The organism is Rhodococcus erythropolis NBRC 15567 (genome assembly GCF_001552595.1).
Classification (GTDB): Bacteria; Actinomycetota; Actinomycetes; order Mycobacteriales; family Mycobacteriaceae; genus Rhodococcus_F; species Rhodococcus_F erythropolis.
In genome coordinates, this window is record NZ_BCRM01000005.1 from 40,407 (window position 1) to 66,255 (window position 25,849).

Sequence of the window (25,849 nt, forward strand, 5' to 3'; positions counted from 1 at the left end):
TCGCTACGAGTAGTCTTGGCCCACGTGAGCGACCATCTCTCCATCGCCTTGAAGCGACTGGATCCAGACCTGCCCGTTCCACAGCGTGCGCATCCCGGAGATGCGGGTGTGGATCTGTGCTCCACCAGCGATGTCACCATCGAACCCGGCCACCGAACACTGGTGGGAACGGGGATCGCGATCGCTTTGCCGGTGGGCACCGTCGGGTTGATCCATCCGCGTTCCGGACTTGCCGCAAAATCGGGACTGTCGATCGTGAACGCGCCCGGAACCGTGGACGCGGGATACCGGGGCGAACTCAAGGTCTGCTTGATCAATCTCGATCCGGCCACAGCCATCGACATCCGCCGCGGTGACCGAATCGCTCAGCTCGTGGTTCAACGAGTCGAACTTCCGGTTTTCGAGGAAGTCGAGTCGCTGGACGACACGACCAGAGGAACCGGAGGCTACGGTTCCAGCGGCGGTCACGCGATACTCGATACCGATGCGCCTGGCGCGGTCGTCGGAGAGGGAGTCTGAATCATGTTCGGACGCAAGAAGAAGACAGACGTCGACGAGGAACCCACCAGCTTCTTCGGTGACGAGAACGACGAGTCGGTGGAGATCGACGAGGTCGAAGACGATCTCGACGTCGCCGGCGACGAGTTCGGTGACGAATCGGAAGGCCCTTACGACATCACGGAGATCGATTCCGATGATCCGACGGCAGGCCGTGACGGTCAGCGCCTGGATCTCGGTTCCGTTCTGGTGCCGATGCCGACCGGCGGACAGTTGCAGGTCGAGATGGCACCCAACGGTTCGCCTCAGGCCGTGCACCTGGTCACCGAACATGGCCGCATCACGGTTGCTGCATACGCCGCCCCGAAATCACCCGGTCAGTGGCGTGAGGTCGTTGCCGAGCTCGCGCAGTCGCTTCGCGACGACAATTCTGCGGTGAGCGTCGAGAACGGCCCTTGGGGCCGGGAACTGGCTGCCGTGACGGCCAACATGGACCTGCGGTTCATCGGCGTCGACGGTCCGCGGTGGATGGTCCGCTGCGTGGTAGCGGGTCCGAGCGGATCCACCGCCGCGAACACCCCTTTGGTGGCAATCGCACGCGACATCCTGCGCGACACCGTCGTCAACCGAGGATCAGAGCCGCATCCGGTGCGGACACCGCTGCCCGTCGTGCTCCCGCAGGTACTCGCCGAGCAGCTGGCGGCCGCACACGAGCAGCAGTTGGCAACAGCGCAGCAGCAACAGGTCGCCGCCCAGCAGCAACAGCAGTCAGCTCCGCCCGCTCCGCCGGTACCTCCAGCGCGACCGACCCCGCCGCCGCGTAGCGGCGAATCCGGTTCTGCCATGCAGCAATTGGGTCAGTAGCAGGGTTTCTTTCAGGCGCTCGCGGTGGTATCGGATTCGATCGCCGCGAGCGCTTTGATGCAGGTGGCCCCGAGAACCGCGGGGTCGCGCCCGATCATGTCGAGCGTCGTCGTGGCGACTGCGCCGCGGGGGAGTGCCGCCGCCCAGGCCTGCGCCACTGCCGCGGGATGAACCGGATCGTCCACCGCCGAAGCGATGCCGACCGGAACACCTACCGCCTGTAACGCGCTCTCGCTGAGCGAGTGGTACGACGCCGCCTCGTCGAGCGCGGCCGGGAGATCGGGCCATTGAGAGCGCCAGGAGCGTTCGAGTTCGGCTCCGAGCCACGCCGGACTCGACGCGAGCATCGCTGCGATCACCGCCTCCAATCCTTCGGAGCGCAGTTGTGCTGCGGTGAACCTCGCGCTCGCTGCGGCGGGTGCGTCGTCCGCCGACCCGATCCAGGCCGGAAGCGCTGCCAACACACTCACGGTTCTATCGGGGTTCTCGGCGGCCCACTGGAGCGCCACGGCGGCCCCGATCGAGACGCCTCCGACGATGATTCGGCCGTGTGTGTCCGCGGCTCGGTCCATCGCGTCCAGATAGCCGTCCACGACACGCCGAGGGTCCGGTTCAATTGCGACGATGCGCACACCCAGAGCCGCTAGCGGCGCCCGGAATGCGCGATCTGCGAAGTGGGCGTCAGAGCCTGTACCTGGGAGAACGACGGCAACGGTCGCCGATTCTGAGTTCTGCATCTTTTGATCTTGCCCGGTGCCCCCGAGACGCGGACTGACCGGTGTGGTTACACGCTCGTAATGGGTCTACAGTGGCGATCACACAGCCCTTCACGTGACGCGAAACCCTTGCGTCACACATGTTCGCAGGAGCGCGCAATGGCACCCGCCGCCGCAGGATATTTTCGTCGACTGACCCAGCGTCTGACCGAGGACGTCGACCAGTTGGACGCCCAGGAGATGGCCGAGTCCAACAAGGCTTCCGGAGGTCAGAAGGCCTGCGATTGTCGTCGCGGTGAAGAAGTCACGATGGTGGGCCGACTCCGCAGCGTCGACGCGTGTCCCAAGTCGGGAAATGCCAGCATCGAGGCCGAGTTCTTCGACGGCACCGAGGTGATCAATCTCGTCTGGATCGGGCGTCGCCGGATCCCGGGAATCGAGACCGGTAAGACCCTGCTGATCCGCGGTCGTGTGGGCGAGCGTGACGGTCGCAAGGCGATCTTCAACCCTTACTACGAACTGCGCGGCGAATAGGCGCGTTTCCCGCATTTACCGTGCAACTCGGTGACTGTGGCACCCTCGACAGGTGACTGAAACACAACAGCGATCGGTAATCGACCAACTCGGCGGGCTGAGTGGTCTGATCTATTCGTCTTTGCCGATTCTGATTTTTGTCCCGGTCAACAGCATCTGGAACCTCACCGCGGCAATCTGGGCCGCATTGGGCGTCGCTGTCGCTATCGCGGCCTGGCGCCTTTTCCGCAAGGATTCCCTCCAACCCGCAATTTCCGGGTTTCTCGGAGTCGGAGTTTCCGCGTTCATCGCCTATCGCACCGGCGATGCCAAAGGATATTTCCTCTTCGGTATCTACACGAGCCTCGCCTACGGTGCGGTCTTCCTGATTTCCATCCTCGTGCGCTGGCCCCTCGTCGGAATCATCTGGGGTTATCTCAACGGGCACGGCAATCTGTGGCGCAAGCACAGCTCCGCCGTCCGGCTCTACGACATCGCGACGGCGGCGTGGGCGCTGGTCTTCGGTGCACGGTATCTCGTTCAGTCACAGCTCTACGACACCGACCACACCGGATGGCTCGCAGTCGCGCGTATCGGCATGGGTTGGCCATTGACCGGTTTGGTGCTGCTCGTGACGGTCTGGGCTGTGCGGAAGGCCGATCGCATCGTCGAGCCGGAACCGGTTGTGGAGCCCGAAAGCAGCGAGCCCACCGCAACGGACGCAGGGTCCGAAGAGGTGGGCTCGGTGAATTTGACGAAGCCGCGCGAAGACCGCGATCTCAGCTGATCAGGTCCTGGTACTCGGGGTGCTTGTCGAGAAACTTCACGACGTACGGGCAGACCGGGTGAACCTTGAGGCCACGGGCGCGTAGGTCGTCCAGAGCCTGGCGGACCAGAATCGCGGCCAGCCCGAAACCTTCGAAGGCCGGGTAGATCTCGGTGTGGTTGAACGAGACGACGTCACCGGACGTGGTGTAGTCCTCGATGCCGGCGAGGTCGCCGTCTGCATGGATCTCGTACCGGCTCTGGGCTGGATTGTCGGTGACTACGGTGTTTTCGGGTGCTTGTGCCATGTGATTCCCTTTCGTCGTCAGTGTGTTCGTCGGTCAATTCTCCAGGCGGAGTGCAACGCGCAACTGATCCTCGGCGTCGACGGCCGCGACGAACAGGAGTTCGTCTCCACCTTCGATGGGATCGTCCATCTGCGGGACGATCACACGCCCACCCCGCAGAATGGTGACCAGTGCGCAGTCCCGCGGAAGTTCGAGCTTCTTGACGGCTTTTCCGGCAAGAGGTGTGTTGTCGGGCAACGTGATCTCGACGAGATTGGCCTGCCCCTGCCGCAGTGTCATCAGTTTGACCAGGTCACCGACGGAGACGGCTTCTTCGACGAGCGAAGCGAGCATCCGCGGTGTCGAGACGGCGACGTCGACGCCCCACGACTCGTCGAAGAGCCATTCGTTGCGGGGATCATTGACGCGGGCGACAACTCGGCGAACGCCGAACTCGGTTTTCGCGAGCAGACTGAGGACCAGGTTGGCCTTGTCGTCTCCGGTTGCGGCGATCACGACCTCGTAGGACTCCATCGACGCGTCCTCGAGGCGGCTGAGTTCGCACGCGTCCGCGTGTACCCACTTCGCCTCGGGCACCGACTCCGGTTCGATGTGATCGAGTTTGCGCTCGATCAGCATGACGTCGTGCGAGCTTCGAATCAGCTCTCGCGCAATGGAGCGGCCTACGGCGCCGGCTCCGGCGATGGCGACCTTCATCGAGAACTTCCAATCACGTTGTAGTGCAACACAGTCGCAGGCTTGTTGTGAGGGGCGGCGTTCGGATCAGTCATCTGCGGCCTCCGTCAGTCGTCACTCGGCGGCGGGTTGCCGGCCAGTGCGATCGCTTCGGCGACAGTTCCCGATACCGCGGCGATGTAGACCTGGTCGTCGGCCTGGATGACGGTCTTGCGATCGGGGAGCACGCCGGTTCCGAATCGGATGATGAAGGCGACTCTCGAACTGGTCGCGCTCTCGAGTAGTGCGATCGGCTTGCCGGCCCAATCCTCGTGCAGGGCAAGTTCGGTAATCGCAACAGTGCCCGAAGGATCGCGCCACTTCGCGGTCTGACTTTCCTTGGTCAGCGTGTGAAGGAAGCGATCCGTCGACCACGGCACGGTCGCGACGGTGGGGATGCCGAGGCGCTCGTAAACAGCGGCACGCTTGGCGTCGTAAATACGCGCGACGACGCGTTCGACGCCGAAAGTCTCGCGTGCGACTCGCGCTGCGATGATGTTGGAGTTGTCTCCCGAGGACACCGCAGCGAAGGCGTCGGCCCGCTCGATGCCCGCCCGGACCAGCACGTCACGGTCGAACCCCATTCCCAGAACCTTGGTTCCCGGGAAGTCGAGATCGAGACGCAGAAACGCACTCTGATCGCGGTCGATGACGGCGACCTCATGTCCGATCCTGGTCAGAGACGCGGCGAGGGAAGAACCCACTCGACCGCACCCCATGATGACGACATACACGCCCTACTCCGTTCATGGACCCTCATGGCGCGATTGCACGCCGAATCGAACGGTACAGCCCCTCACGGGAAGAGCAAGTACAACGGTCGCTCGCGTGCCGGTTGTCACGACAAAAGGTGAAGTTGGGGCTCTGATGACTCCGAATCGGGCGAGACGGCTTACGCTTTGCACGTGTCTAAGCTCTCGACCGCTACCAAGCGGCTCCTGCTCGGTCGGCCGTTCCGAAGCGACAAACTCGGGCACACGCTGCTACCCAAGCGAATTGCACTACCGGTCTTCGCGTCCGACGCGATGTCGTCCGTCGCGTATGCCCCCGAAGAAATCTTCCTGGTTCTCTCCGTCGCGGGTATTTCCGCGTACGCGTACACACCCTGGATCGGATTGTCCGTCGCCATCGTCATGGCTGTGGTGGTGGCGAGCTACCGCCAGAACGTCCATGCATACCCGTCCGGTGGCGGCGACTACGAGGTCGCGACGGTCAACCTCGGCCCGACCGCCGGTCTGACCGTCGGTAGTGCGCTGATGGTCGACTACGTGCTGACGGTCGCCGTGTCGATCTCGTCGGCGGCGTCGAACATCGGCTCGGCTCTGCCGTTCGTCGCGCAGCACAAGGTGTTGTTCGCGGTTGCGGCGATCGTGTTGCTGACCGCGGTCAACCTTCGCGGTATCCGTGAATCCGGTACCGCGTTCGCAATTCCGACCTACGCATTCATCGTCGGCATGTTCCTGATGCTCGGGTGGGGATTCTTCCGGATCTACGTTCTTGGTGAAGACGTGCACGCGGAATCGTCGTCGTTCACACTCAACGCCGAGGATTCGCATCTGTACGGAATTGCCTTCGCGTTCCTGATCGCGCGTGCCTTCTCCTCGGGCTGTGCTGCATTGACCGGCGTCGAGGCCATCAGTAACGGCGTACCGGCGTTCCAGAAGCCGAAATCGCGCAACGCGGCCACGACCTTGCTGCTGCTCGGGTCGATCGCCATCGTCCTGTTGATGGGCATCATCATCCTGGCTCAGAAGATCGGCATCGTCTACGCACACAATCCGCAGGAACAGCTGGTCGGTGCGCCGGAGGGTTACCACCAGAAGACCTTGATCGCGCAGATCGCCGAAGCCGTCTTCAGTGGTTTCCCGATCGGATTCTTCTTCATGGCGATCGTCACGGCACTGATCTTGGTTCTGGCCGCGAACACCGCGTTCAACGGATTCCCGGTACTCGGATCGATCCTGGCGCAGGATCGGTACCTACCGCGTCAGCTGCACACGCGCGGCGACCGACTGGCATTCAGCAACGGAATCCTCTTCCTCTCCGGTGCTGCGATCGCATTCGTCGTGGTGTTCGGCGCCGAGGTCACCAAGCTCATCCAGCTGTACATCGTCGGCGTCTTCGTCTCGTTCGTGCTCAGCCAGACGGGCATGATCAAGCACTGGACTCGGCATCTGAAGTCCGAGACCGACAAGGCACAGCGGGCCCGGATGCAGCGCTCGCGAGTGATCAATTCGATCGGTCTCGCAATGACCGCCACCGTCCTGATCATCGTTCTGATCACCAAGTTCGCTGCCGGCGCCTGGATCGCCATCGTCGCGATGGTCGCGATCTTCATCGTGATGAAGATGATCCGCAAGCACTATGACAGCGTCGCAGCCGAACTCGAGGAGCAGGAGTGGGACGGCGTACTGCCCAGCCGCACGCACTCGATCGTGCTCGTCTCGAAGTTGCACATGCCGACGATGCGAGCTCTCGCCTACGCGCGAGCCACGCGACCTGACACTCTCGAAGCCATCACGGTCAACGTCGACGAGCCCGACACCCGTGCACTCGTGCGTGAGTGGGAGAAGAGCGACGTGACGGTTCCGCTCAAGGTGATCGAGTCGCCGTACCGCGAAATCACCAAGCCGGTTCTCGATTACGTCAAGCGTGTACGACGCGATGCTCCGCGTGATGTCGTCACCGTCTTCATTCCCGAGTACGTCGTCGGACACTGGTGGGAGCAGATCCTGCACAATCAGAGCGCGCTTCGTCTGAAGAGTCGTCTGCTCTTCCAGCCCGGCGTGATGGTGACCAGCGTTCCGTGGCAGCTGAGTTCGTCGGCAAAGGCAAAGCCGCTGGACATCGAGAAGACCGCAGGCGCCACGCGTCGCGGTTACGACACCGGCGAGAAATGATCACCGGCGAAAAATGATCGGCAACATCGAAATGGCAGGCGTAGTTCGTTGAGTGAGAATTGGACCGGGCAGACCTTCGAGGTCGATCTGGGCAACCCCGGTCACGGCGGGTTCGTCGTCGCCCGGCACGAGGGACGGGTCGTGTTCGTCCGTCACGGTTTGCCGGGGGAGCGGGCGCTGGTCCGGGTGACGGAGGACAAGGGCGGATCGTTCTGCCGCGCCGACGCGATCACAGTTCTCGACGCATCTCCGCATCGCATCGATCCGACATGCCCGATCTCCGGCCCGGGCGGGGCGGGCTGCTGCGACTACTCGCATGCGGATCTGAGTGTCCAACGTGAGATGAAGACCTCGGTCGTGCGTGAGCAGCTTCTGCGACTCGCTCGTGTCGAATCGGACGTCGCGGTAGAGGAACTACCTGGAACCGGAGACGGAACGGGTTGGCGCACGCGAGTCCGGTTGGCGGTGGACGGGCACGGGGTCGCGGGATACCACGCGTACCGGAGCAACCGGATCGTCACGGACCTGCGCTGCACCCAGATCGATCAGAGCGCGTACGACGGTCTCGGCGGTGCGCAATGGGCGCCAGGGAGCGAGCTGCAGGTCGTTCTCGACGCTGCCGGTCAGCGGCACGTCGTGGAAATTGCCGCACCCGCGGTGTCCAAGACGGGACGGCGGACGCCGGGGCGTCGCGGCGCGATGGCACGCCGAGCGGCGAGCGGCGGCCCGCGAAAGACCCGAGTGGCCATCGGATCGGACACAGTGATCGAGCGCGTCGGCAATCGAGAATGGGAGCTGGCCGCGACCGGTTTCTGGCAGGCCCATCGCGGCGCTGCGAACGCGTACTCACAGGTGGTCGGGGAGTGGGCCGGCGCCGCTACCGCGGACACGGCGTGGGATCTCTACGGCGGAGTCGGGGTTTTCGCATCCGTGCTCGCCGACCTTGTCGGGCCGTCCGGCGTGGTGGAGTCAGTCGAATCTTCGGCGCGCGCAGTCGCGGACGGGCGGGCAGCTCTGTCCGATCTCGGTCACGTGCGCTTCCACAGCGCCCGCGTCGAGAACGTCATCGCGGAGCTGGAGCGTTCGCCTGCCGTCGTCGTGCTAGACCCGCCACGTGCGGGAGCCGGCCGTCCGGTCGTGGAAGCTCTCGCCGCAACGGGCGCTGAACGGATCGTGCACATCGGGTGCGACCCGGCGTCGTTCGGCCGCGATATCGGTCTCTACCTGGAGCAGGGCTTCAGAATCGGCGGCCTCCGGGCGTTCGACGCCTTCCCTCAGACACACCACATGGAGTGCATCGCGCTCCTAGAACGCTGACGCGTCCCGAAATCTTTCCCTGAAACGGTGTGACGCTTCTCGCGTTCAGAACAGTTGCTTGCATTACGCAACTAATCGTATAGTTTCGTTCTGCAAGTAGTTTTCCGTTTTCAAGTCACGGCTCGTTCGAGCCACTCGAATTCAGGGGTAGGCAATGTCGGTACAGCCGGAGACGGCCCAAGCGCTCGTCGACACGATCTTCATGTTCGGCAGATCGCTGCGAGCCGCGGTCACCACCGGTGCAGACAGCCTGCTGCCGCCTGCGCTGGTCAGTGTGTTGTTCATGCTGGCAGCGCGTGGGGAGTGCCGACAGAACGAATTGGCCGTCGATCTGTGTGTCAGTCAGTCGTCGCTCAGCCGGCAAATGTCGGATCTGGTCGACGCGGGGTATGTCGAGAGAAATCCCGATCCGGCTGACAAGCGGGCGTTCCGCATCCGAGTATCGGAAGAGGGACACGACGTTTTACGGAGAACCACGCAGCGGCGTGCGGCGCGTTTGCGCAACATGCTCGAAGACTGGAGCCAGGAAGAGGCCATGGCCGCAGTGACATCGCTGCAACGTCTCAACGAGACGTTCGGCGCATCGAATCGGCAGGCCTCACCGGCAGTTCCGCACACGGGCGTAGAAAGTATTGGGAGATAAGGCACATGGCAGCAACAGTAGGAGAAACCCGGGCAAGTACCGGAGGTGACGGATCGGCTCGCGAAGCGGGCGCGATGACTCACCGCGAAATTCTCGAAGCACTCACCGGACTGATCGCAGCGCTGTTCACCGCGCTGCTCAGCAGCACCATCGTTTCGACAGCGCTTCCCACGATCATCGGTGAACTGCACGGAACTCAGACGCAGTACGCCTGGATCATCACCACGGCACTGCTCGCCACTGCGGCATCGACGCCGATCTGGGGCAAACTGGCCGACCTTTACAACAAGAAGGTCCTGGTCCAAACCGCGATCGTCATCTTCGTGATCGGCTCGGTTATCGCCGGCGCGGCGCACAATGTTCCGTTGCTGCTCGGTGCACGTGTCATCCAGGGCATCGGCATGGGCGGCCTGACTGCTCTCGTCGTAGCCATCATCGGCACGATCATCCCGCCGCGAGATCGCGGTCGCTACTCCGGATACATGGGTGCGGCAATGGCCGTCTCGATGTCCGGTGGACCGATCCTCGGCGGCGTCCTCGTGGACACTGCCGGCTGGCGCTGGTGCTTCTACGTGTGTGTTCCGTTGGCAGTCATCGCACTGTTCCTGCTTCAGCGCACACTGCACGTCGAGACCGTGAAGAAGGACAACGTCTCCATCGACTGGATGGGCGCCACCTTGCTCACCGCCGGTGTCAGCGTCCTGCTGATCTGGGTTTCGTTTGCCGGTCAGGACGACTACTACGCCTGGTTCTCGAAGGAGTCGGCTTTCTTCGTCATCGGTGGTCTGGCCCTGCTCGGCCTGACGATGTTCGTCGAATCCAAGGTCAAGGATCCGATCCTGCCGATCAAGATCATCACCGAGCGCACAACTGCTCTCGCGATCATCGCCTCGATCGCAGTCGGTGTCGGCCTCTTCGGCGCGACGACCTTCCTGACGCAGTACTTCCAGACCGCACGCGGATTCGATCCCACCGAAGCCGGATTGCTCACCATTCCGATGGTCGCAGGCATGCTCGTCGCCTCCGTCGGCTCGGGACAGCTGATCACCAAGTTCGGTCAGTGGAAGCCCTTCATCGTCGCCGGCGCGGTACTGCTGCTGGTCGGTTTCGGGCTGCTGTCGACGATCGACCACGCCACCAGCCTCTGGACCATCGGAATCTTCATCGCCATCGTCGGTCTGGGTACCGGCATGTTGATGCAGAACATCGTGCTCGCGGTGCAGAACACGGTCAGCGTCGAGAACATCGGTGCGGCCAGCAGTATCGTGGCGTTCTTCCGCACGTTCGGCGGCGCGATCGGCGTGTCGGTGCTCGGTTCGATTCTTGCGACTCGCGTCAAGACACTGACAGTCGATTCGGTCTCCACCTTGCCACCCGAGCAGCAGGCAGTAGCTGGAAAGAGCCTCCAGGACGGCCTCGACCTGAGCAATATGCCTGACTTCGTCTCGCAGATCGTTCGGTTCGCCTACGGCGACGCGACAGGACGGATCTTCCTGGTCGCAGCCGTCGTCGCTGTGGTCACGCTCGTGTCGGTCATCTTCATCCCGAACCGTCCGCTGCGCACCACGATCGACATCGCGACTCCCGACGCCGAGCAGAAGTACGAAGAAGAGCGCGAAGAGAAGAACGAAGAGAAGAACCTCACTCGCTGATCCGCATGCCCGGCTGGTCTACCGCCGGCCGCGTCTTCTGAACAGTTCTGTCACGCCATAGCCCATCGAACGCGGACAGAGATCGATTCTTCGATCTCTCCGCGTTCGACGGCTATCGGGGCCGAATCCGCTTTCATCGCCGCGACACGTCCGCGCATCGGCACGATCTGGTCGAAGTCCTCGAGCACCTCGAGAACTTCGACCAGATCTTTGTCTGCCAGGTCCGCGAACTGTCTGGCTTTCGATTCGGCTGCCGTCCATGCCAATTCGCGTGCTTTTGTCGCCAGATCGCTGCGGTCGTCGAGGTCGAACTCGAGCCCGTCGAGCCGAATCGCGTCGCCGCCCACCGATACACACGCCGCGATGACGGCGGCGGGGGAGTTCGCCGCTTCCGGCTCCAGCTCTCGCAGTACGACTCGGAAAGTTGTCGATGCGGTGAATCCTGTTGTCTCCTGGCGGCCTCCGTCACTCCAGTGAGTCTGCGGATGGACGCTCAGCCCGGCGGTGGTGAGGTCCGCTCCGCGCACACCGCGCGCGTGCAGGGTCTCGGTCAGAGCAGTGGACAGACGCGCGACGGCGTCGAATGCGTCGGAAACGGCCGTCTGTGTCACCGATACTCCGATCGTCAGCCGCACGATGTCGGGAACAGCTGTTGCAGTGGCAGTTCCGGTCACCGTGACAGTGGACGGTTCCGAGGTGAGGGCGGTGGTCGGCATGTGTACTTCCTATCCGATTCGTCCGGCGGATATGACACTCCGCAACATCAGGTCCAATTGCTCGTAGGCGCCCGCAGCCAGTCGTTCGAGAAGCGCAAGTTTCAACTCGGGTGCCTGTGCGGTCAGTTCTGCATATCGCTCCGGAGTCAGCACGGCCACGGTGACCGTGGAATCGGCGCGGATGTCGTTGAGGAACGGAGTGTCGAGGAACATCGTCATCTCGCCGAACGTCATTCCGGCGGAGAGCGTCGTGATGCGGTGCTCGACCCCGTGCGCGTCGGTGAACATGGTGCTGACCTGGCCACTGAGAATCAGGTAGAAGCCAGACGCCGATTCACCTCGGCGGGCGATCTTCTCGCCGCGGGCATAGGTACGAGTCTCCAACTCTGCCGAGAATCCCTCGATCTGTGCCGCGGACAGAGCATCGAGAACTGGGTGGTCCTCGATCGAGATCGTCGACGCCTGCCGTTCGGCCTCACAATGCACCGCAAGCAACGTGTCTTCGCACCACTGCATGGCGGAATCGAGATCCGCAAAAACCCGACCACTTCTTCTGGCGGGGTCGATGCTCGAACTTCGTTGTCCCAGCAGTCCTTGCGGATCGACGACGGCCACCGCACAAGCCTGCTCGGCCAGTTGAACCTGCAGCGCAGTGATCATGCGTACTGCGACGTCGCTGGCGTCGTCGACACGGCGGACGTCGATGACGACAACTTCGAGGCCCTCGTCCACCGAGCCGATTTCGCGGACCGCCGATTCGGCACCGGTGAAGAGGAGATCGCCGTGCAGTTCGTAGACCCGGCTGCGCTTGCCGACGTCGTCGAGCACAGCCTGTTCGGTCGGGGTGCGTCGTACTCGCGACGGTGCTTCGATGACGCTGTATCTGGCCCGGATCGACGAGCGTGACGCCCGCGTCACGTGGAGGAAGTGCAGTTCGAGTTCCTTCGACAGTGCCCGGGCAGACGCAACTCCGCGAACGCTGTTTCCGTGAACGTCGAGCCTGGGGGAGTACACCGCGATGCCGATCTGGCCGGGCAGAACCGCCAGGACTCCGCCGCCGACGCCGCTCTTGGCCGGCAATCCGACCTCCACCAGCCACTTTCCGGCGCCGTCGTACATGCCGCACGTCGCCATGACGCTGAGGACCTGTTCGACGCCCGCGGGGGCCAGCGCGCGCTCGTGGGTGAGCGGATTGACACCGTTGTTCGCCATCGTCGCAGCCATCAGACTCAGGTCGCGGCAGGTCACGTCGATCGAGCATTGACGGAAATACAGGTCGACGGCCTCGTCGGGATTGCCGGTGATGACGTCGAAGGATCGCAGCATGTGTCCGATCGCGCGGTTGCGGTGACCGGTGCGCGCCTCGGAGGTGTAGACCGACTCGTTGAATGCCAGTTCGCGGCCCGCGTACCTCGAGTACGCCGAGCGGATGCGCTCGAAGCGGGCCTCGGGATTCGGGCCGGCGACCAGTGATGCAGCGGTGATCGCCCCGGCATTGATCATGGGGTTTCGTGGCCGTTCGGTGAGCGGGTCGAGGCTGATTTCGTTGAACGGCTCGCCGGATGGTTCGACGTCGATTTTCGCGGCAACCGCCTCGCTTCCCCGATCGGCGAGAGCCAAGGCGTAGGTGAAGGGTTTCGAGATCGACTGAATGGTGAACGGGATTCGCGAGTCGCCGATCTCGTAGACGTAACCGTCGACGGTGGCGATGCAGATTCCGAACGAATCGGGGGCGACCGCCGCGAGTTCGGGGATGTAGTCGGCCAACTCGCCCTCGTCGAGTGATCGGACTTCGTCGAACACTCGCGTTATCAGGTCTTCGACCACAGTTCCCATATGTCGACCTTAAGCCGACATGGCGGTCGTTTTGTGGAACAAGAGTTGTCGAGTCGATTGCGACGGATCCCATTTGTCTGTGATTGCGATCACGAGCGATCCGTGGGATTTCGCTGTTACGCGAAGTCACACCGGATTCGGGCCGAGTCCGCGTGTCGGTTCGCCGGAACGCTCCGTAGACTGGCAGCACTGTCGCGAAGACAGCCGCGGCGCGCACCGGTGCAGCTGTGAAGCACGGAGGGAGCGATCTCGTTGGGTGTTCTTGCCCGCATTCAGGGTCCTGACGATCTACGTCAGTTGAGCCACGCCGAGATGACGGAGTTGGCCGACGAGATTCGTGAGTTCCTCGTGCTGAAGGTCGCTGCGACCGGTGGTCACCTCGGGCCCAACTTGGGCGTCGTGGAGTTGACCCTCGCACTGCACCGAATTTTCGACTCGCCGCAGGACGCGATCATCTTCGACACGGGCCATCAGGCCTATGTGCACAAGATCCTCACCGGTCGTCAGGATCAGTTCGACACTCTGCGTAAGCAGGGCGGACTGTCCGGGTATCCGTGCCGCGTCGAGAGCGAACACGACTGGGTCGAGTCTTCTCACGCTTCCGCCGCGTTGTCCTATGCCGACGGCCTCGCGAAGGCCTTCGCGCTCACGGGCCAGAATCGCCACGTTGTCGCCGTCGTCGGTGACGGCGCCCTGACCGGCGGAATGTGTTGGGAAGCCCTCAACAACATCGCAGCCGGAAAAGACCGTTCGGTGGTGATCGTCGTCAACGACAACGGCCGCTCGTACGCGCCGACCATCGGCGGCCTCGCCGACCATCTTTCGGCACTGCGCACCGCGCCGAGTTACGAGCGCGCCCTCGACAGTGGCCGACGCTTGGTCAAGAGACTGCCCTGGGTGGGGCGCACCGCGTACTCCGTCCTGCACGGAATGAAGGCGGGTCTCAAGGACGCGGTCAGCCCTCAGGTCATGTTCACCGATCTGGGTATCAAGTACCTCGGACCGGTCGACGGACACGACGAAGCCGCCATGGAATCGGCGTTGCGCCGGGCGAAGGCCTACGGCGGACCGGTCATCGTGCATGCCGTCACTCGTAAGGGCAACGGTTACGCACACGCCGAGAACGACGTGGCCGACCAGATGCATGCCACCGGCGTCATCGATCCCGTCACCGGTCGCGGCACCAAGTCGTCCGCGCCGGACTGGACGTCGGTCTTCTCGGCCGCATTGATCGAGCAGGCTTCGCGTCGTGAGGACATCGTCGCCATCACCGCGGCGATGGCCGGGCCCACCGGCCTCGCGGCCTTCGGTGAGAAGTTCCCCGATCGGATTTTCGACGTCGGTATCGCCGAGCAGCATGCGATGACCTCGGCCGCCGGTCTTGCACTTGGCGGCCTTCACCCCGTCGTTGCTATCTACTCGACCTTCCTCAATCGGGCTTTCGACCAGTTGTTGATGGACGTCGCACTGCTCAAACAACCGGTGACAGTCGTGCTCGACCGCGCCGGGGTCACCGGAGTCGACGGCGCCAGCCACAACGGCGTCTGGGATCTTTCGCTGCTCGGAATCATCCCGGGGATTCGCGTCGCGGCACCGCGTGATGCAGACACACTGCGGGAAGAACTGGACGAGGCGCTTCTCGTCGACGACGGCCCAACGGTCGTACGGTTCCCGAAGGGTGCTGTACCCGAAGCGATTCCGGCAGTGAAGCGACTCGACGGAATGGTCGACGTTCTCAAGGCCAGCGAGGGTGAGCGCGGCGACGTGCTCCTCGTCGCGGTGGGCCCGTTTGCATCCTTGGCGCTCGAGATTGCCGAGCGGCTCGACAAGCAGGGCATCTCGGTTGCCGTCGTTGATCCGCGATGGGTTCTGCCGGTCGCGGATTCGCTGGTGAAGATGGCGGACAAGTACGCCCTCGTGGTCACCATCGAAGACGGCGGTCTGCACGGCGGCATCGGTTCGACGGTCTCGGCCGCGATGCGTGCCGCCGGAGTGCACACGTCGTGCCGCGACATGGGCGTTCCCCAGCAGTTCCTCGATCACGCCAGCCGCGAAGCCATTCACAAGGAACTCGGACTCACGGCTCAGGACCTCTCCCGCAAGATCACCGGCTGGGTGGCGGGGATGGGCAGCGTCGGCGTCCACGTCCAGGAAGACGCGTCCTCGGCTTCGGCTCAGGGCGAAGTCGCGCAAGGCTGACGACTCGTCTCACGATAATCTCGAAAAGCGGTGGCCCTCGGATCAATCCGAGGGTCACCGCTTTTCGGTGTGAAACCGTGAGATCTCGCTACTGGACGGATTCGAGTGTGCTGCCTCGCGTTTCCTTCACGAATCGCAGGACGACGAACAGTGACAACGCTGCCATGACGGCGTAGCCGGCGTAGGTGTACGACAGATTCCAATCGGCAAGTGCCGGGAACGTCCAGGAGACCAGGAAGTTCGCGACCCAGTTGGTGGCGGTCGCAATTCCTACTGCTGCAGCACGCACGCGATTGGGGAACATTTCGGAGATCAACACCCAGACCACCGGGCCCCAGGACAGAGCGAAGAAGAACACGAATGCGTTCGCACCGATAAGTGCGATAGTCGCGTTGGCTCCGGTCAGCGTGGCCACAGATTCGCCGATCTCGTTCTTGGTCACTGTTGCCGAATGGAAACAGAATGCCGCGGTGCCCAGTGAGATGGCCATACCGGCGGAACCGACCAACAACAGCGGTTTTCGACCGACCCGGTCGATGACGGCGATGGCGACAAACGTACCGACGATGTTGACCAAGGCGCTCACGACGCTGATCAGAAGGGAGCGGTCGGCGCCGAATCCCACTGCCTGCCACAGGGTGCTGGAGTAGTAGAAGATCACATTGATACCGACCAGCTGCTGCAGTGCGGCCAACGCGATACCGACCCACACGAGGTGGGAGACGCCGAGCCGCTTCGAGAAGAGTTGGCGGACCGTGGTTTTGGCCTGCTTCTCGCTGAGCGAGTCGCGGATCTCGTTCATCCGCTCGGTGACGGCGTCGTGATCGCCGCCTTCCAGGTCGGAGATGATCTTGCGAGCGCGATCGTCCTTGCCCTGCGCTACGAGGAATCGCGGCGACTCGGGAATCGTGGTCGTCATGATCAGATACAGAACTGCGGGAACGGCTTCGAGCATCAACATCCACTGCCAGGCCTCGAGGCCCGCGATCTGATTGCGATCGCCACCGGCCGCGGCCTGGAGTGCGTAGTTGACCAACTGCGACACGGCGATTCCGAGAACGATCGCCAATTGGTACATCGAACCGAGACGGCCGCGAATCGCAGCGGGAGAGATCTCCGCGATGTACGCCGGAGCGATGACCGATGCGAAACCGACGGCCAGGCCGCCGACCACGCGCCAGAACGTGAGGTCGTAGACGCTGAACGGAACTGCCGAACCGACGGCGCCGATTATGAACAACACCGCGGCTATTTGCATGACGCGGATGCGGCCGAGGCGATCTGCGAGTGTGCCTGCGATCCAGGCGCCGAGTGCTGCGCCGAGCAGAGTCAGTGAGACCGTGAGCCCGGTGCCCGAGGCGCCGATGTCGTACTTGTCTCGGATCGCACCGACTGCCCCGTTGATGACGGCGGTGTCGTATCCGAACAGAAAACCGCCGAGCGCGGCGGCGCCGGCGAAGAGCACTGCATGTCCGACGTCGGCGCGAGTAGCGCCGGATCCACCGCCGGAGGCGGTTCCGCTGAATGCCATTCCTGCCCCCTCAAAGGCCCTACGGTCGACACCCCGATGCGTCGATCCATCCGCGAGCACTCTGCACGCTACGCCCACCGGACGAGATTTGGCGGGGACTCACGCGCCGTTATCCAGCTGAGTCCATTCCCAGCTCGAAACAACCGGACGCAGAGACAAGGTATTGATTGCAGTCATTATGCACACAATAATGTCGGTGCAGGTGAGGGTGGTTTACTTACCCGCGAGACTCTCGGCTTTGGCTGCGATGTCCTCGAAATCCTTTGCCATGAATTTCCGGGTCACCCGCGCGCCCAATCGACCGAATACCGCTGTGAAGATCTTCGAGATACGTGAAGTGGATTCGGATTCCCCGGAGAAGTACATCTCGAGGATCATGCCTGTGGCGTCAGGCTTCAGAGTGAACCCACTCGTGTAGTTCATGCCGTGGGAGTTGGCTTTGAGGGTGTCGTGAAAATCCCGTTTCTAGGCGGTCGCGCGCTTTGCGGCTTCACTCAACGTCGGTGTGATCTGGCCGAGGACCCAAGGCGTGCTCAGGACGTTGACGTTGCTCAGTCCGCCGATGACGCGGGTGTCGCTGAGGAATGCGGTGGATCCGCGTTTGACCGCGTCGAGTCCACCGACTGCGGGTATGCCGGACGGATCACCGGAGCCGTCGGTGAAGCCGACGATCACGTCGGCGTCGATGTCGGCGATGTTCTCGTAGGAGATCGTCTTGAAGAACGATCCACCTGCATTGTCCGCGGCGAGCTTCTCGACGCCCGGCGCGTTGACGAATCCGAGTTCCGTCAGCACCTGGACCCGCGGGTCGGTGGGCAGATAGACGTTGATGTTGCTCGAATCGGTGTCGAAGTTGACCACTGCCAATGTCTTTCCGGCGAACTCCGGGTGGGCTGCGGCGGTATCGGCGAGAGTCGCGTCGAGGCCGTCGACGAGCTTCTCGGCCTCTTCGCTCTTGCCGACTGCCTTGCCGACGATGCGGGTCTGGTCCTGCCAGGACGTCTGCCACGCTGCGCCGGGATAAGCGGCCGTCGGTGCGATCTTGCTCAGTTGGTTGTAGACGGATTCCTCGAAGCCCTCGTACGGCGCCAGGATGACGTCGGGGGTCAACGACGCGATGGACTCGATCGGCGGTTCTCCGCTGGCCGGCATGTCGAAGAGCGTTGTCTTGTCCGCGTTGAAGTAGTCCTGGGCCCAGGGCATGACGCCGTTGTCGTCCGCACCGTAGGTGTACTTGGGCTGTCCGACCGGAGTCAGATCGAGTGCGTACAGGATGTCCTGCGCGTTCCATCCGAGGGTGACGAGGCGCTCGGGCTTCGAGTCGATGGTCGTGGTGCCGAAGGTGTTCTCGATGCTGACGGGGAATCCGTCCGTACCTTGGGATGCCGTGGATGTGCCTGAATCCGAGGAGCACGAGACAAGTGCGGTGACCGCGATTGCAGCCGCACCGAGGGCAGTGAAGCCCCGAACAGAAGTTTTCATGAAGGGCAGCCTAACCTACTGAATTTCGGCAGCCAAACGAAACCGATTGTGCCGTTTATGCAGGTGGGAGTCGGATCTGGACCGCGTTTCTCAGGGCGCCGTTTCGGTGGGCGATACTTTCCTCGTGCGATCACAGCAGAAGATTCTCGGCGCCGCCCTCGGACTGATCGAAGGTGGCGGATTCGAGGCTGTGAACATTGCCGCAGTTGCCACCGCGGCCGGTGTCTCGCGCCAGACGGTGTACTCGATTTTCGGTACACGTGAAGAGGTCGTCTCCCAGGCGATGGGCGGTCTCGCTGTCGAGGTTCTCGGGGAGATCACGGCACAGGTGGAGTCGGTTGACACGGCGTGCGACTACGTCGTCGAATTCATCGTTGCCGCGCGAACTGCCGTGCGTGCTCACCCGGTGCTCGCGACTCTGCTCCTCGCCGAGCGGGGAAACCCTGTCTTCGATCTCGAAATGATGAGTCGAGCAATACCTTTCGCTGGTCAGATGCTCGCCCCTATGGTCGAACGTGGCCTCGCCACGGAGGCGGAGTTGGATGAGATAGTGGAAATTGCCGTGCGACTGGGGCTTTCGGTTGTTGCATTCGACAGTGACCTCGTCCATTCCGATGACTCCTTGCGGGCCTTTCTCTCGAGGTGGCTCGGGCCCGCAATCCGGTCGACCTCGTAGTTCCTCGCCTGCTCCGCCAAAACCTTGACACTCGAGCGTCAGAGTGTCTAGTTTTGGCGTGCCCGGAATTCTCTGGCGACATTCTTCGAGGGAGCACCAGTCATGTCCGGAGTGAAACGTAGATCGTTCTTGGCCGGTACGGCCGCCGTGGGAGTCGCGATGATGGCGCCACGCACTGCCAAGGCTGCAACAGGGATTCCGCTGACACGTGAAGTGCACCGTGTCGTGGTTATCGGTTCGGGGTTCGGCGGAGGGGTGACGGCACTTCGCTTGGCCGAGGCCGGGGTTCCGGTCACCCTGCTGGAGAGAGGGATTCGGTGGCAGACCGGGCCGAATGCCGAAACTTTTCCGCATCCCGCCAGTCCGGACAAGCGTATCCTCTGGCATCAGTCCAACCCGACTCTGTTCGGCAGGCCGGCGATCTTCGAGCCATACGCGGGTTTGTTGGAGACGGTGACCGGTGAGAACATGACCGCGATCTGCGCAGCCGGGGTGGGCGGCGGATCGCTTGTGTACCAAGGGATGACGCTGCAACCGGAAGAAGCGGTCTTCAACACGCACTTTCCGGAGGAGCTCGATTACGCACGAATGGACCGCGTCCATTACCCGCGGGTGGCGCGGATGTTGCAAGTGGAAACTGCACCCGACGAACTGATTTCCAGCCCGAACTACGAGGCGGCACGTGTATTCGCGCGTAACGCAACGCGTTCCGGTCTACCCGTGTCGAAGATTCCGATGCCGATCGACTGGAACTACGCGTTGGCCGAACTGAGGGGTGAGATGAAGCCGTCGTACACCAACGGTGACGGCGCGCTCGGTGTCAACAACGGGGGCAAGCATTCGGTGGATGTCACCTACATTGCGGCAGCGGAAGCGACCGGATTGGTGAATGTGGAGACTCTGCACCAGGTCACCGATGTCGAGCGGGCGGCCGACGGACGGTGGCGTGTGTACGTGGACCGGACCGACATTTCCGGCAAGATTCTCGAGAACAAGATTTTGACGACGGATGCGCTCGTGATGGCTGCCGGCAGCATGAACACCACCAAACTCCTGGTCCGCGCCGCGGCAACGGGGCGGATCACGGATCTGCCCGACGAACTCGGCGCGGGGTGGGGGACCAATGCCGACCGGATCTACATCTGGTCGGATCTCGCGGAGAATTTCGGTGCGACGCAGGGCGGTCCGGTCGTCTACGGCAGCCGGAACTGGGACGACCCGCATAACGCGTTCACCGTCATTCAGGCGTCGTTCCCGCCGGTGGCGTTCGACGCTCACAGCACGGTGATGGTCGGATTCGGGGTCAGCAGCGACCGAGGTCGGTTCGTGTACGACTCAGCGCGAGGCGAGGCGGTGCTCCGTTGGCCGAGGGATGGCGACTCTGCGATCCAGCAAGGCCACATCGGACCTGCGGCCCAGCAGATCGCGGCAGGAGGACTGCTCACCGACACCAACGCGTTACTGCCGTCCACCTGGCATCCCCTCGGCGGTGCCTGCATGAACTCGGTGTGCGATCTTGATGGTCGGGTTCTGGGCCAGCGGGGGTTGTACGTGCTCGACGGCGCTCTGCTGCCGGGCAACTCCGCTGCGTGCAATCCGTCGATGACTATCGCCGCCGTCGCGGAGCGTGCGCTCGAGAATATCGTGAAAGACGATGTGGGAAAACTATTCTGAACCTGCGCAAACGCCACGGACGGCGTACCCGAAGGCACGCCGTCCGTGACGGGTCGATCGACTGACTCAGACGCTGGCAACACCAGGCGCGAGGAAGCGCTTGCCGTTGACAGCCTCGGAGGTACCGGTCCGGTCCAGGTACGGCGTGATGCCGCCGTTCCAGAATCCGAACCCGCCGCCGAGCAGCAGGCAGAGGTCGATGTCCTCGGCTGCCGCTACGACGCCCTCGTCGAGCATGATCTGAATTTCCTCGGCAAACGCACGACGTGTGCGCTCGAGGACCTCTTCCGAAGTGGACACCTTGTCACCCTGCGGCCACAGTGCGGCGACCTCGGGATCGACGGCCTGACCGTTCTCGCCCCAGGTCCACACGCCGGGCTTGCGAGCCTCGACGAGTGCTTCGAGTCCAGGTGAGCTCTTGAACCGGTCCGGGTAGGACTCCTGCAGGGTCTCACCGGTGTGCAGAGCCACTGCGGGTCCGACGAGGGCCAGCAAGGTGAACGGCGACATGGGCATGCCGAGTTCGGCGATGGCGTTGTCCGCGACGTCGAAGGGGGTGCCTTCGTCGACGGCGGACATGACCTCACCCAAGGTGCGGGTGACGAGGCGGTTGAAGACGAAGCCTGCCTTGTCGCCGCAGAGGACGGCGGACTTCTTCAGCGACTTCGCGGTGGCGAAAGCCGTTGCGAGAGTGGCATCGTCGGTCTTGCTGCCCTTGATGATCTCGAGGAGAGGAAGAACGGCAACCGGGTTGAAGAAGTGGAAGCCGACCACACGCTCGGGATGCTCGAGGCCGGACGCCATCTCCGTGATGGAGAGCGAGGAGGTGTTGGTGGCGAGGATGGTTTCGGGAGCGATGAACTGCTCGAGTTCCGCGAAGACCTTCTTCTTGACGTCCATGTTCTCGAAGACGGCTTCGATGACGAAGTCGGTCTTGGCGAACGCGGCCTTGTCGAGGGAACCGGAGACGAGCGCCTTGAGACGGTTCGCAGCGTCGGGGGACAGGCGCCCCTTGCCGAGGAGCTTGTCGATTTCGGTGTGGACGTAGCCGACACCCTTGTCGATGCGCTCCTGGTCGATGTCGGTCAGGATGACCGGCACCTTGAGCTGGCGGACGAAGAGCAGCGCGAGCTGGCTGGCCATGAGACCGGCACCGACGATGCCGACGCCGCTGACCTTGCGGGCGAGCGAGCGGTCGGGTGCTCCGGCGGGGCGCTTGGCGCGCTTGTTCACCAGATCGAAGGCGTACAGACCTGCACGGAGTTCGTCGGTCAGGAGGAGGTCGGCAAGAGCCTCGTCCTCGGCCGCGAAGCCCTTGTCGAGCGAAGCGGCATCGGTGATGTCGGTACTGCGAGCCAGTTCGAGCAGCTCGACGGCCTTGACGGCGCCGGGAGCGTTGCCCTTGGTCTTGCCGTCGACGATCGCCTTCGCACGAGCGATCGCGTCGTCCCAGCCCTGGCCACGGTCGATCTCGGGGCGAGCGGGGGTCACTGTGCCGGCGAGGACCTGCGACGCCCAGGCGAGGGACTGCTCGATGAAGTCGGCGGAATCGAGAACGACGTCGACGACGCCGAGTTCGAGTGCCTTCTTGGGGGAGAGCACCTTGTTCTGGTTCAGCGAGTTCTCGATCACCACGGTGACGGCGTTCGACGGGCCGACGAGGTTGGGGAGCAACTGCGTTCCGCCCCAACCGGGGACCAGGCCGAGGAATGCTTCCGGAAGACCCAGTGCGCCCGCATTGGCGGCAACCGTGCGGTAGTGGCTGTGCAGGCCGACCTCGAGGCCGCCGCCCAGAGCGACACCGTTGATGAAGGCGAACGTGGGAACGGACGACTCACGCAGGCGTCGGAACACCTTGTGACCCAAGCGGCCCAGCTCGAGTCCCTGCTCGCGAGAGGTGATCGCGGGAACACCCTTGAGGTCCGCGCCGGCGGCGAAGATGAACGGCTTGCCGGTGACGGCGATGGCAACCGGGTTGGCTGCGAAGGCTTCGTCGAGGGCGGCGTCGAATGCTGCGAGTCCGCCGGGACCGAATGACGACGGCTTGGTGTGGTCGAAGCCGTTGTCGAGGGTGATCAGTGCAAACGGGCCCTCGATGCCGGGGACCGAGATGATCTTCGTGTAGGCGTTCGTCACGACCTCGTCGGCGAATGCTGTTGCAATATCAGACATTTAGTTAACCCCTGCCTGGTAGTCAGCGTGGTTCGGGTTCTCCCAGATGACGGTGCCGCCCATGCCGAGTCCGATGCACATGGTGGTCAAGCCGTAGCGCACGTCGGGACGCGTCGCGAACTGGCGGGAGAGCTGCGTCATCAGGCGAACGCCCGAGGAAGCGAGGGGGTGGCCACACGCGATGGCGCCGCCCCACTGGTTGACGCGCGGGTCGTCGTCGGCGATTCCGTAGTGCTCGAGGAACGCGAGGACCTGAACGGCGAACGCCTCGTTGATCTCGAAGAGTCCGATGTCCTCGATCTTCAGGCCGGTGCGTGCCAGGAGCTTCTCGGTGGCGGGAACCGGGCCGATGCCCATGACGGCGGGGTCGACGCCCTGGTAGGCGAAGCCCACCATGCGCATGCCGACCGGCAGGCCGAGCTCGGCTGCGGTGTCCTCACCGGCGAGCAGTGCTGCGGTGGCGCCGTCGTTGAGTCCGGCGGCGTTACCGGCGGTGATTCGTCCGGCCGGGCGGAACGGCGTCTTGAGCTTCGCGAGATCTTCGACGGTGGTTCCGGGGCGCGGCGGCTCGTCTTCGGTGGCCAGACCCCAGCCCGCGGAACTGCGGGTGGCGACGGGGACCAGGGTGTCGGCGATGAAGCCGGCCTTCTTGGCAGCGTCGTACTTGTTCTGGCTGTTGACGGCGTAGGCGTCCGTGCGGTCCTTGGTGATGGTCGGGAACCGGTCGTGCAGGTTCTCGGCGGTGTTACCCATCACGAGGGCGCTCGGGTCGACCAGGCGGTCGGCGAGGAAGCGCGGGTTGGGGTCTGCGCCCTCACCCATCGGGTGGTGGCCCATGTGCTCGACGCCACCGGCGATCACGACGTCGTACTGGCCGAAGCCGATGCCCGACGCGGTGGTGGTGACGGCGGTCATCGCGCCGGCGCACATGCGGTCGATGGCGAATCCGGGAACGGTTTCGGGGAGACCGGCGAGGATCGCAGCGGTGCGGCCGATGGTCAGGCCCTGGTCACCGGTCTGCGTGGTGGCTGCGACAGCCACTTCGTCGATCCGTGCGGGATCGAGTTGCGGGTTACGGCGAAGCAGCTCACGAATCGCCTTGACGACGAGATCGTCTGCGCGCGTGTCGGCGTACATGCCTTTCGGGCCGGCCTTGCCGAACGGGGTGCGAATGCCGTCGACGAAGACGACGTTGCGTTGGTTGTTTGTGGATGGAGCCACGCGAATTCCTCCTGATGGAGCTGCCCACCACTCCGAAGTGCGGTGAGACGTTGGTTCGGCGATCACGGCCAGGCGTCCGGCCTCGTATCGAGCGTACTACTGCCCATTACTGACCGGTAACTTAACGTGCCGAATTGCTCCAACCTCACACCGGGGTCAGGTCAGGATTCAGGCTCTTCCGCTTCGGGCTCGGCCGGGACCACGGAGTTCAGTGCCTCGGCGAGGACGGGAACCGTCAAAGTGCGTTGCCAGCCACGTGCGCCACCGGAAGTGAGCTTGGTCTCGATTGCGCTCTCGACCTCGGTGATGTCGGAGTCGGGTTCCAACTTCCAGTCCCAGCACAGGCGCCTGACCAGGTCGGGTTGGAGCAGATTCTCCACGGGCACCGACACTTCCTTGCTCAGGTCCGACAGTGCTGCCCGAGCCGCCGTCAGTCGATCGGCCGCCGCCGGGTCCTGGCGAGCCCACCGACCGGCGGCAGGGGGTCCGACGATCGGCGGGGTCTTCGGCGGAAGCTCGCTGTCCGGGAGCCTGCGCGCAGCTTCCAGCGCGTCCATCCACACACGCGAATACCGGCGTTGACGTGGTCCGCCGAACACGGGAAGCGAACGGAGCGCATCCAGCGACTGAGGATCTTTGAGAGCGGCGTCGATGATGGCGGAGTCAGGGAGAACCCGGCTCGGCGACACGTCGCGCTTGCGCGCGAGATCCTCACGCGCCTGCCACAGCGCCCGTACTGCCGCCAACTGCCGAGTGGTCTTGAGCGAGGTGATGTGCGATGTACGACGCCAACGGTCGGGCTTGGGCTTGGGCGGGCCGGCCAGACGGATGTACTCGAACTCCTCCTTCGCCCACTCGAGCTTGCCCTGGGATTCGAGTTCGGCTTCCATGGCGTCGCGCAGTTCGAGAAGCACTTCGACGTCGAGGGCGGCGTAGTTCAACCAGGCGTCCGGCAGCGGACGTGTCGACCAGTCCGCGGCCCCGTGACCCTTGCGAAGTTCCACCCGCAGGGTTCGTTCCACTATCGCGGCGAGTCCGACTCGTTCGAACCCGGCCAGTCGACCGGCCAGTTCGGTGTCGAACAGCTCGGCCGGTGTCAGGCCCAGTTCGGCGAGGCCGGGGAGATCCTGATCGGCCGAGTGCAGCACCCATTGCAACGGATTGATCGCCTCGGCCAACGGCTGCAGGTCCTGCGCTGTCGGGATCGGGTCGAGCAGGAACGATCCCGCTCCTTCGCGTCGGAGCTGGATCAGGTACGCCCGTGCCGAATAACGGAATCCGGATGCTCGCTCGGCGTCCACGGCGAGCGGGCCGTGGCCGGAGGCCAGCGCGGCCGCGGCGTCGGCGACACCGGCGGCAGTGGTGATGACGTCCGGAACTCCGTCACGCGGAACGAGCAGCGGAACTACGTCGGAGGTGGGCTCGGTTGCATCATCGGTGACTTCGGACATG

23 protein-coding genes are annotated in these 25,849 nt (G+C 63.6%); 11 read left to right on the top strand and 12 right to left on the bottom strand.

All coding sequences use genetic code 11. The annotated features are described in order from the left end of the window. The first annotated feature begins 24 nt into the window (after positions 1 to 24). Positions 25 to 519 (top strand): dUTP diphosphatase, encoded by a 495-nt coding sequence (dut, locus tag RE4_RS09660; RefSeq protein ID WP_003942635.1) that lies wholly within the window; start codon positions 25 to 27, stop codon positions 517 to 519. Positions 520 to 522: 3 nt separating this feature from the next. Further along, the gene (locus tag RE4_RS09665) at positions 523 to 1,362 is read left to right on the top strand and encodes a DUF3710 domain-containing protein (protein ID WP_060938495.1); all 840 of its coding nucleotides are present in this window, start codon (positions 523 to 525) and stop codon (positions 1,360 to 1,362) included. An 11-nt stretch (positions 1,363 to 1,373) separates the two neighbouring features. Here the strand turns inward: RE4_RS09665 and RE4_RS09670 are convergent, their stop codons facing one another. Then, entirely contained in the window at positions 1,374 to 2,099 is a 726-nt protein-coding gene (locus RE4_RS09670; protein WP_060938496.1) for an alpha/beta fold hydrolase, read from the bottom strand. A 138-nt stretch (positions 2,100 to 2,237) separates the two neighbouring features. Here RE4_RS09670 and RE4_RS09675 point away from each other — a divergent pair, with 138 nt between their 5' ends. Beyond that, on the top strand, positions 2,238 to 2,612 hold the full coding sequence (locus tag RE4_RS09675; protein WP_003942613.1) for an OB-fold nucleic acid binding domain-containing protein: 375 nt from the start codon (positions 2,238 to 2,240) through the stop codon (positions 2,610 to 2,612). A 52-nt stretch (positions 2,613 to 2,664) separates the two neighbouring features. Further along, on the top strand, positions 2,665 to 3,378 hold the full coding sequence (locus RE4_RS09680) for a DUF3159 domain-containing protein (RefSeq protein ID WP_019748252.1): 714 nt from the start codon (positions 2,665 to 2,667) through the stop codon (positions 3,376 to 3,378). Here RE4_RS09680 and RE4_RS09685 read toward each other — a convergent pair. The 3 genes from RE4_RS09685 to RE4_RS09695 form a co-directional block, all read right to left on the bottom strand. Then, positions 3,371 to 3,664, bottom strand: a complete 294-nt coding sequence (locus RE4_RS09685) for a GNAT family N-acetyltransferase (RefSeq protein WP_019748253.1) — start codon at positions 3,662 to 3,664, stop codon at positions 3,371 to 3,373. The two genes, RE4_RS09680 and RE4_RS09685, sit on opposite strands and share 8 nt — an antisense overlap. 33 nt (positions 3,665 to 3,697) lie before the next feature. Then, positions 3,698 to 4,360, bottom strand: coding sequence for a potassium channel family protein (locus RE4_RS09690; RefSeq protein WP_003942632.1), 663 nt, complete (start codon positions 4,358 to 4,360; stop codon positions 3,698 to 3,700). 86 nt (positions 4,361 to 4,446) lie between these two features. Further along, positions 4,447 to 5,112 carry a potassium channel family protein gene (locus RE4_RS09695; protein WP_019748254.1) on the bottom strand — a complete coding sequence of 222 codons (666 nt, stop codon included), beginning with the start codon at positions 5,110 to 5,112 and terminating at the stop codon, positions 4,447 to 4,449. Between the two features lie 171 nt (positions 5,113 to 5,283). Here RE4_RS09695 and RE4_RS09700 point away from each other — a divergent pair, with 171 nt between their 5' ends. The 4 genes from RE4_RS09700 to RE4_RS09715 all read left to right on the top strand — a co-directional run bounded on the left by RE4_RS09700 (position 5,284) and on the right by RE4_RS09715 (position 10,890). Next, positions 5,284 to 7,278 carry an APC family permease gene (locus RE4_RS09700; protein ID WP_007732857.1) on the top strand — a complete coding sequence of 665 codons (1,995 nt, stop codon included), beginning with the start codon at positions 5,284 to 5,286 and terminating at the stop codon, positions 7,276 to 7,278. A gap of 48 nt (positions 7,279 to 7,326) precedes the next feature. Then, positions 7,327 to 8,595, top strand: a complete 1,269-nt coding sequence (locus RE4_RS09705; protein WP_060938497.1) for a class I SAM-dependent RNA methyltransferase — start codon at positions 7,327 to 7,329, stop codon at positions 8,593 to 8,595. A 154-nt stretch (positions 8,596 to 8,749) separates the two neighbouring features. Then, positions 8,750 to 9,238: a MarR family winged helix-turn-helix transcriptional regulator gene (locus tag RE4_RS09710; protein ID WP_003942624.1), complete on the top strand. Its 489-nt coding sequence runs from the start codon at positions 8,750 to 8,752 to the stop codon at positions 9,236 to 9,238. Between the two features lie 5 nt (positions 9,239 to 9,243). Continuing rightward, a complete protein-coding gene (locus tag RE4_RS09715) occupies positions 9,244 to 10,890 on the top strand; it encodes an MDR family MFS transporter (RefSeq protein WP_019748256.1) in 1,647 nt (548 codons plus the stop codon). Positions 10,891 to 10,940: 50 nt separating this feature from the next. Here the strand turns inward: RE4_RS09715 and RE4_RS09720 are convergent, their stop codons facing one another. Both RE4_RS09720 and glsA read right to left on the bottom strand, forming a co-directional pair. Continuing rightward, entirely contained in the window at positions 10,941 to 11,606 is a 666-nt protein-coding gene (locus RE4_RS09720) for an SIMPL domain-containing protein (protein WP_019748257.1), read from the bottom strand. Positions 11,607 to 11,615: 9 nt separating this feature from the next. After that, positions 11,616 to 13,442 (bottom strand): glutaminase A, encoded by a 1,827-nt coding sequence (glsA, locus tag RE4_RS09725; RefSeq protein WP_019748258.1) that lies wholly within the window; start codon positions 13,440 to 13,442, stop codon positions 11,616 to 11,618. Positions 13,443 to 13,694: 252 nt separating this feature from the next. Between glsA and dxs the strand changes: the two genes are divergently transcribed. Next, entirely contained in the window at positions 13,695 to 15,641 is a 1,947-nt protein-coding gene (gene dxs, locus RE4_RS09730) for a 1-deoxy-D-xylulose-5-phosphate synthase (protein ID WP_060938498.1), read from the top strand. A gap of 88 nt (positions 15,642 to 15,729) precedes the next feature. Here the strand turns inward: dxs and RE4_RS09735 are convergent, their stop codons facing one another. The 3 genes from RE4_RS09735 to RE4_RS09745 all read right to left on the bottom strand — a co-directional run bounded on the left by RE4_RS09735 (position 15,730) and on the right by RE4_RS09745 (position 18,654). Further along, positions 15,730 to 17,172 (bottom strand): sugar porter family MFS transporter, encoded by a 1,443-nt coding sequence (locus tag RE4_RS09735; RefSeq protein ID WP_020907569.1) that lies wholly within the window; start codon positions 17,170 to 17,172, stop codon positions 15,730 to 15,732. A 213-nt stretch (positions 17,173 to 17,385) separates the two neighbouring features. Beyond that, the gene (locus RE4_RS09740; protein WP_174531764.1) at positions 17,386 to 17,595 is read right to left on the bottom strand and encodes a hypothetical protein; all 210 of its coding nucleotides are present in this window, start codon (positions 17,593 to 17,595) and stop codon (positions 17,386 to 17,388) included. A 42-nt stretch (positions 17,596 to 17,637) separates the two neighbouring features. After that, on the bottom strand, positions 17,638 to 18,654 hold the full coding sequence (locus RE4_RS09745) for an iron-siderophore ABC transporter substrate-binding protein (protein ID WP_060938499.1): 1,017 nt from the start codon (positions 18,652 to 18,654) through the stop codon (positions 17,638 to 17,640). A gap of 124 nt (positions 18,655 to 18,778) precedes the next feature. Here RE4_RS09745 and RE4_RS09750 point away from each other — a divergent pair, with 124 nt between their 5' ends. Together RE4_RS09750 and RE4_RS09755 are read left to right on the top strand one after the other, a co-directional pair. Beyond that, positions 18,779 to 19,330, top strand: a complete 552-nt coding sequence (locus tag RE4_RS09750) for a TetR/AcrR family transcriptional regulator (RefSeq protein ID WP_029255269.1) — start codon at positions 18,779 to 18,781, stop codon at positions 19,328 to 19,330. Between the two features lie 102 nt (positions 19,331 to 19,432). Next, positions 19,433 to 21,004 (top strand): GMC oxidoreductase, encoded by a 1,572-nt coding sequence (locus tag RE4_RS09755; RefSeq protein ID WP_081098337.1) that lies wholly within the window; start codon positions 19,433 to 19,435, stop codon positions 21,002 to 21,004. A gap of 66 nt (positions 21,005 to 21,070) precedes the next feature. Here RE4_RS09755 and RE4_RS09760 read toward each other — a convergent pair whose 3' ends face one another. The 3 genes from RE4_RS09760 to RE4_RS09770 form a co-directional block, all read right to left on the bottom strand. Beyond that, entirely contained in the window at positions 21,071 to 23,176 is a 2,106-nt protein-coding gene (locus RE4_RS09760) for a 3-hydroxyacyl-CoA dehydrogenase NAD-binding domain-containing protein (RefSeq protein ID WP_060938500.1), read from the bottom strand. Next, positions 23,177 to 24,397 carry a thiolase family protein gene (locus RE4_RS09765; RefSeq protein ID WP_003942598.1) on the bottom strand — a complete coding sequence of 407 codons (1,221 nt, stop codon included), beginning with the start codon at positions 24,395 to 24,397 and terminating at the stop codon, positions 23,177 to 23,179. A gap of 161 nt (positions 24,398 to 24,558) precedes the next feature. Next, entirely contained in the window at positions 24,559 to 25,848 is a 1,290-nt protein-coding gene (locus tag RE4_RS09770) for an HRDC domain-containing protein (protein ID WP_020907574.1), read from the bottom strand. Position 25,849: the final 1 nt, after the last annotated feature.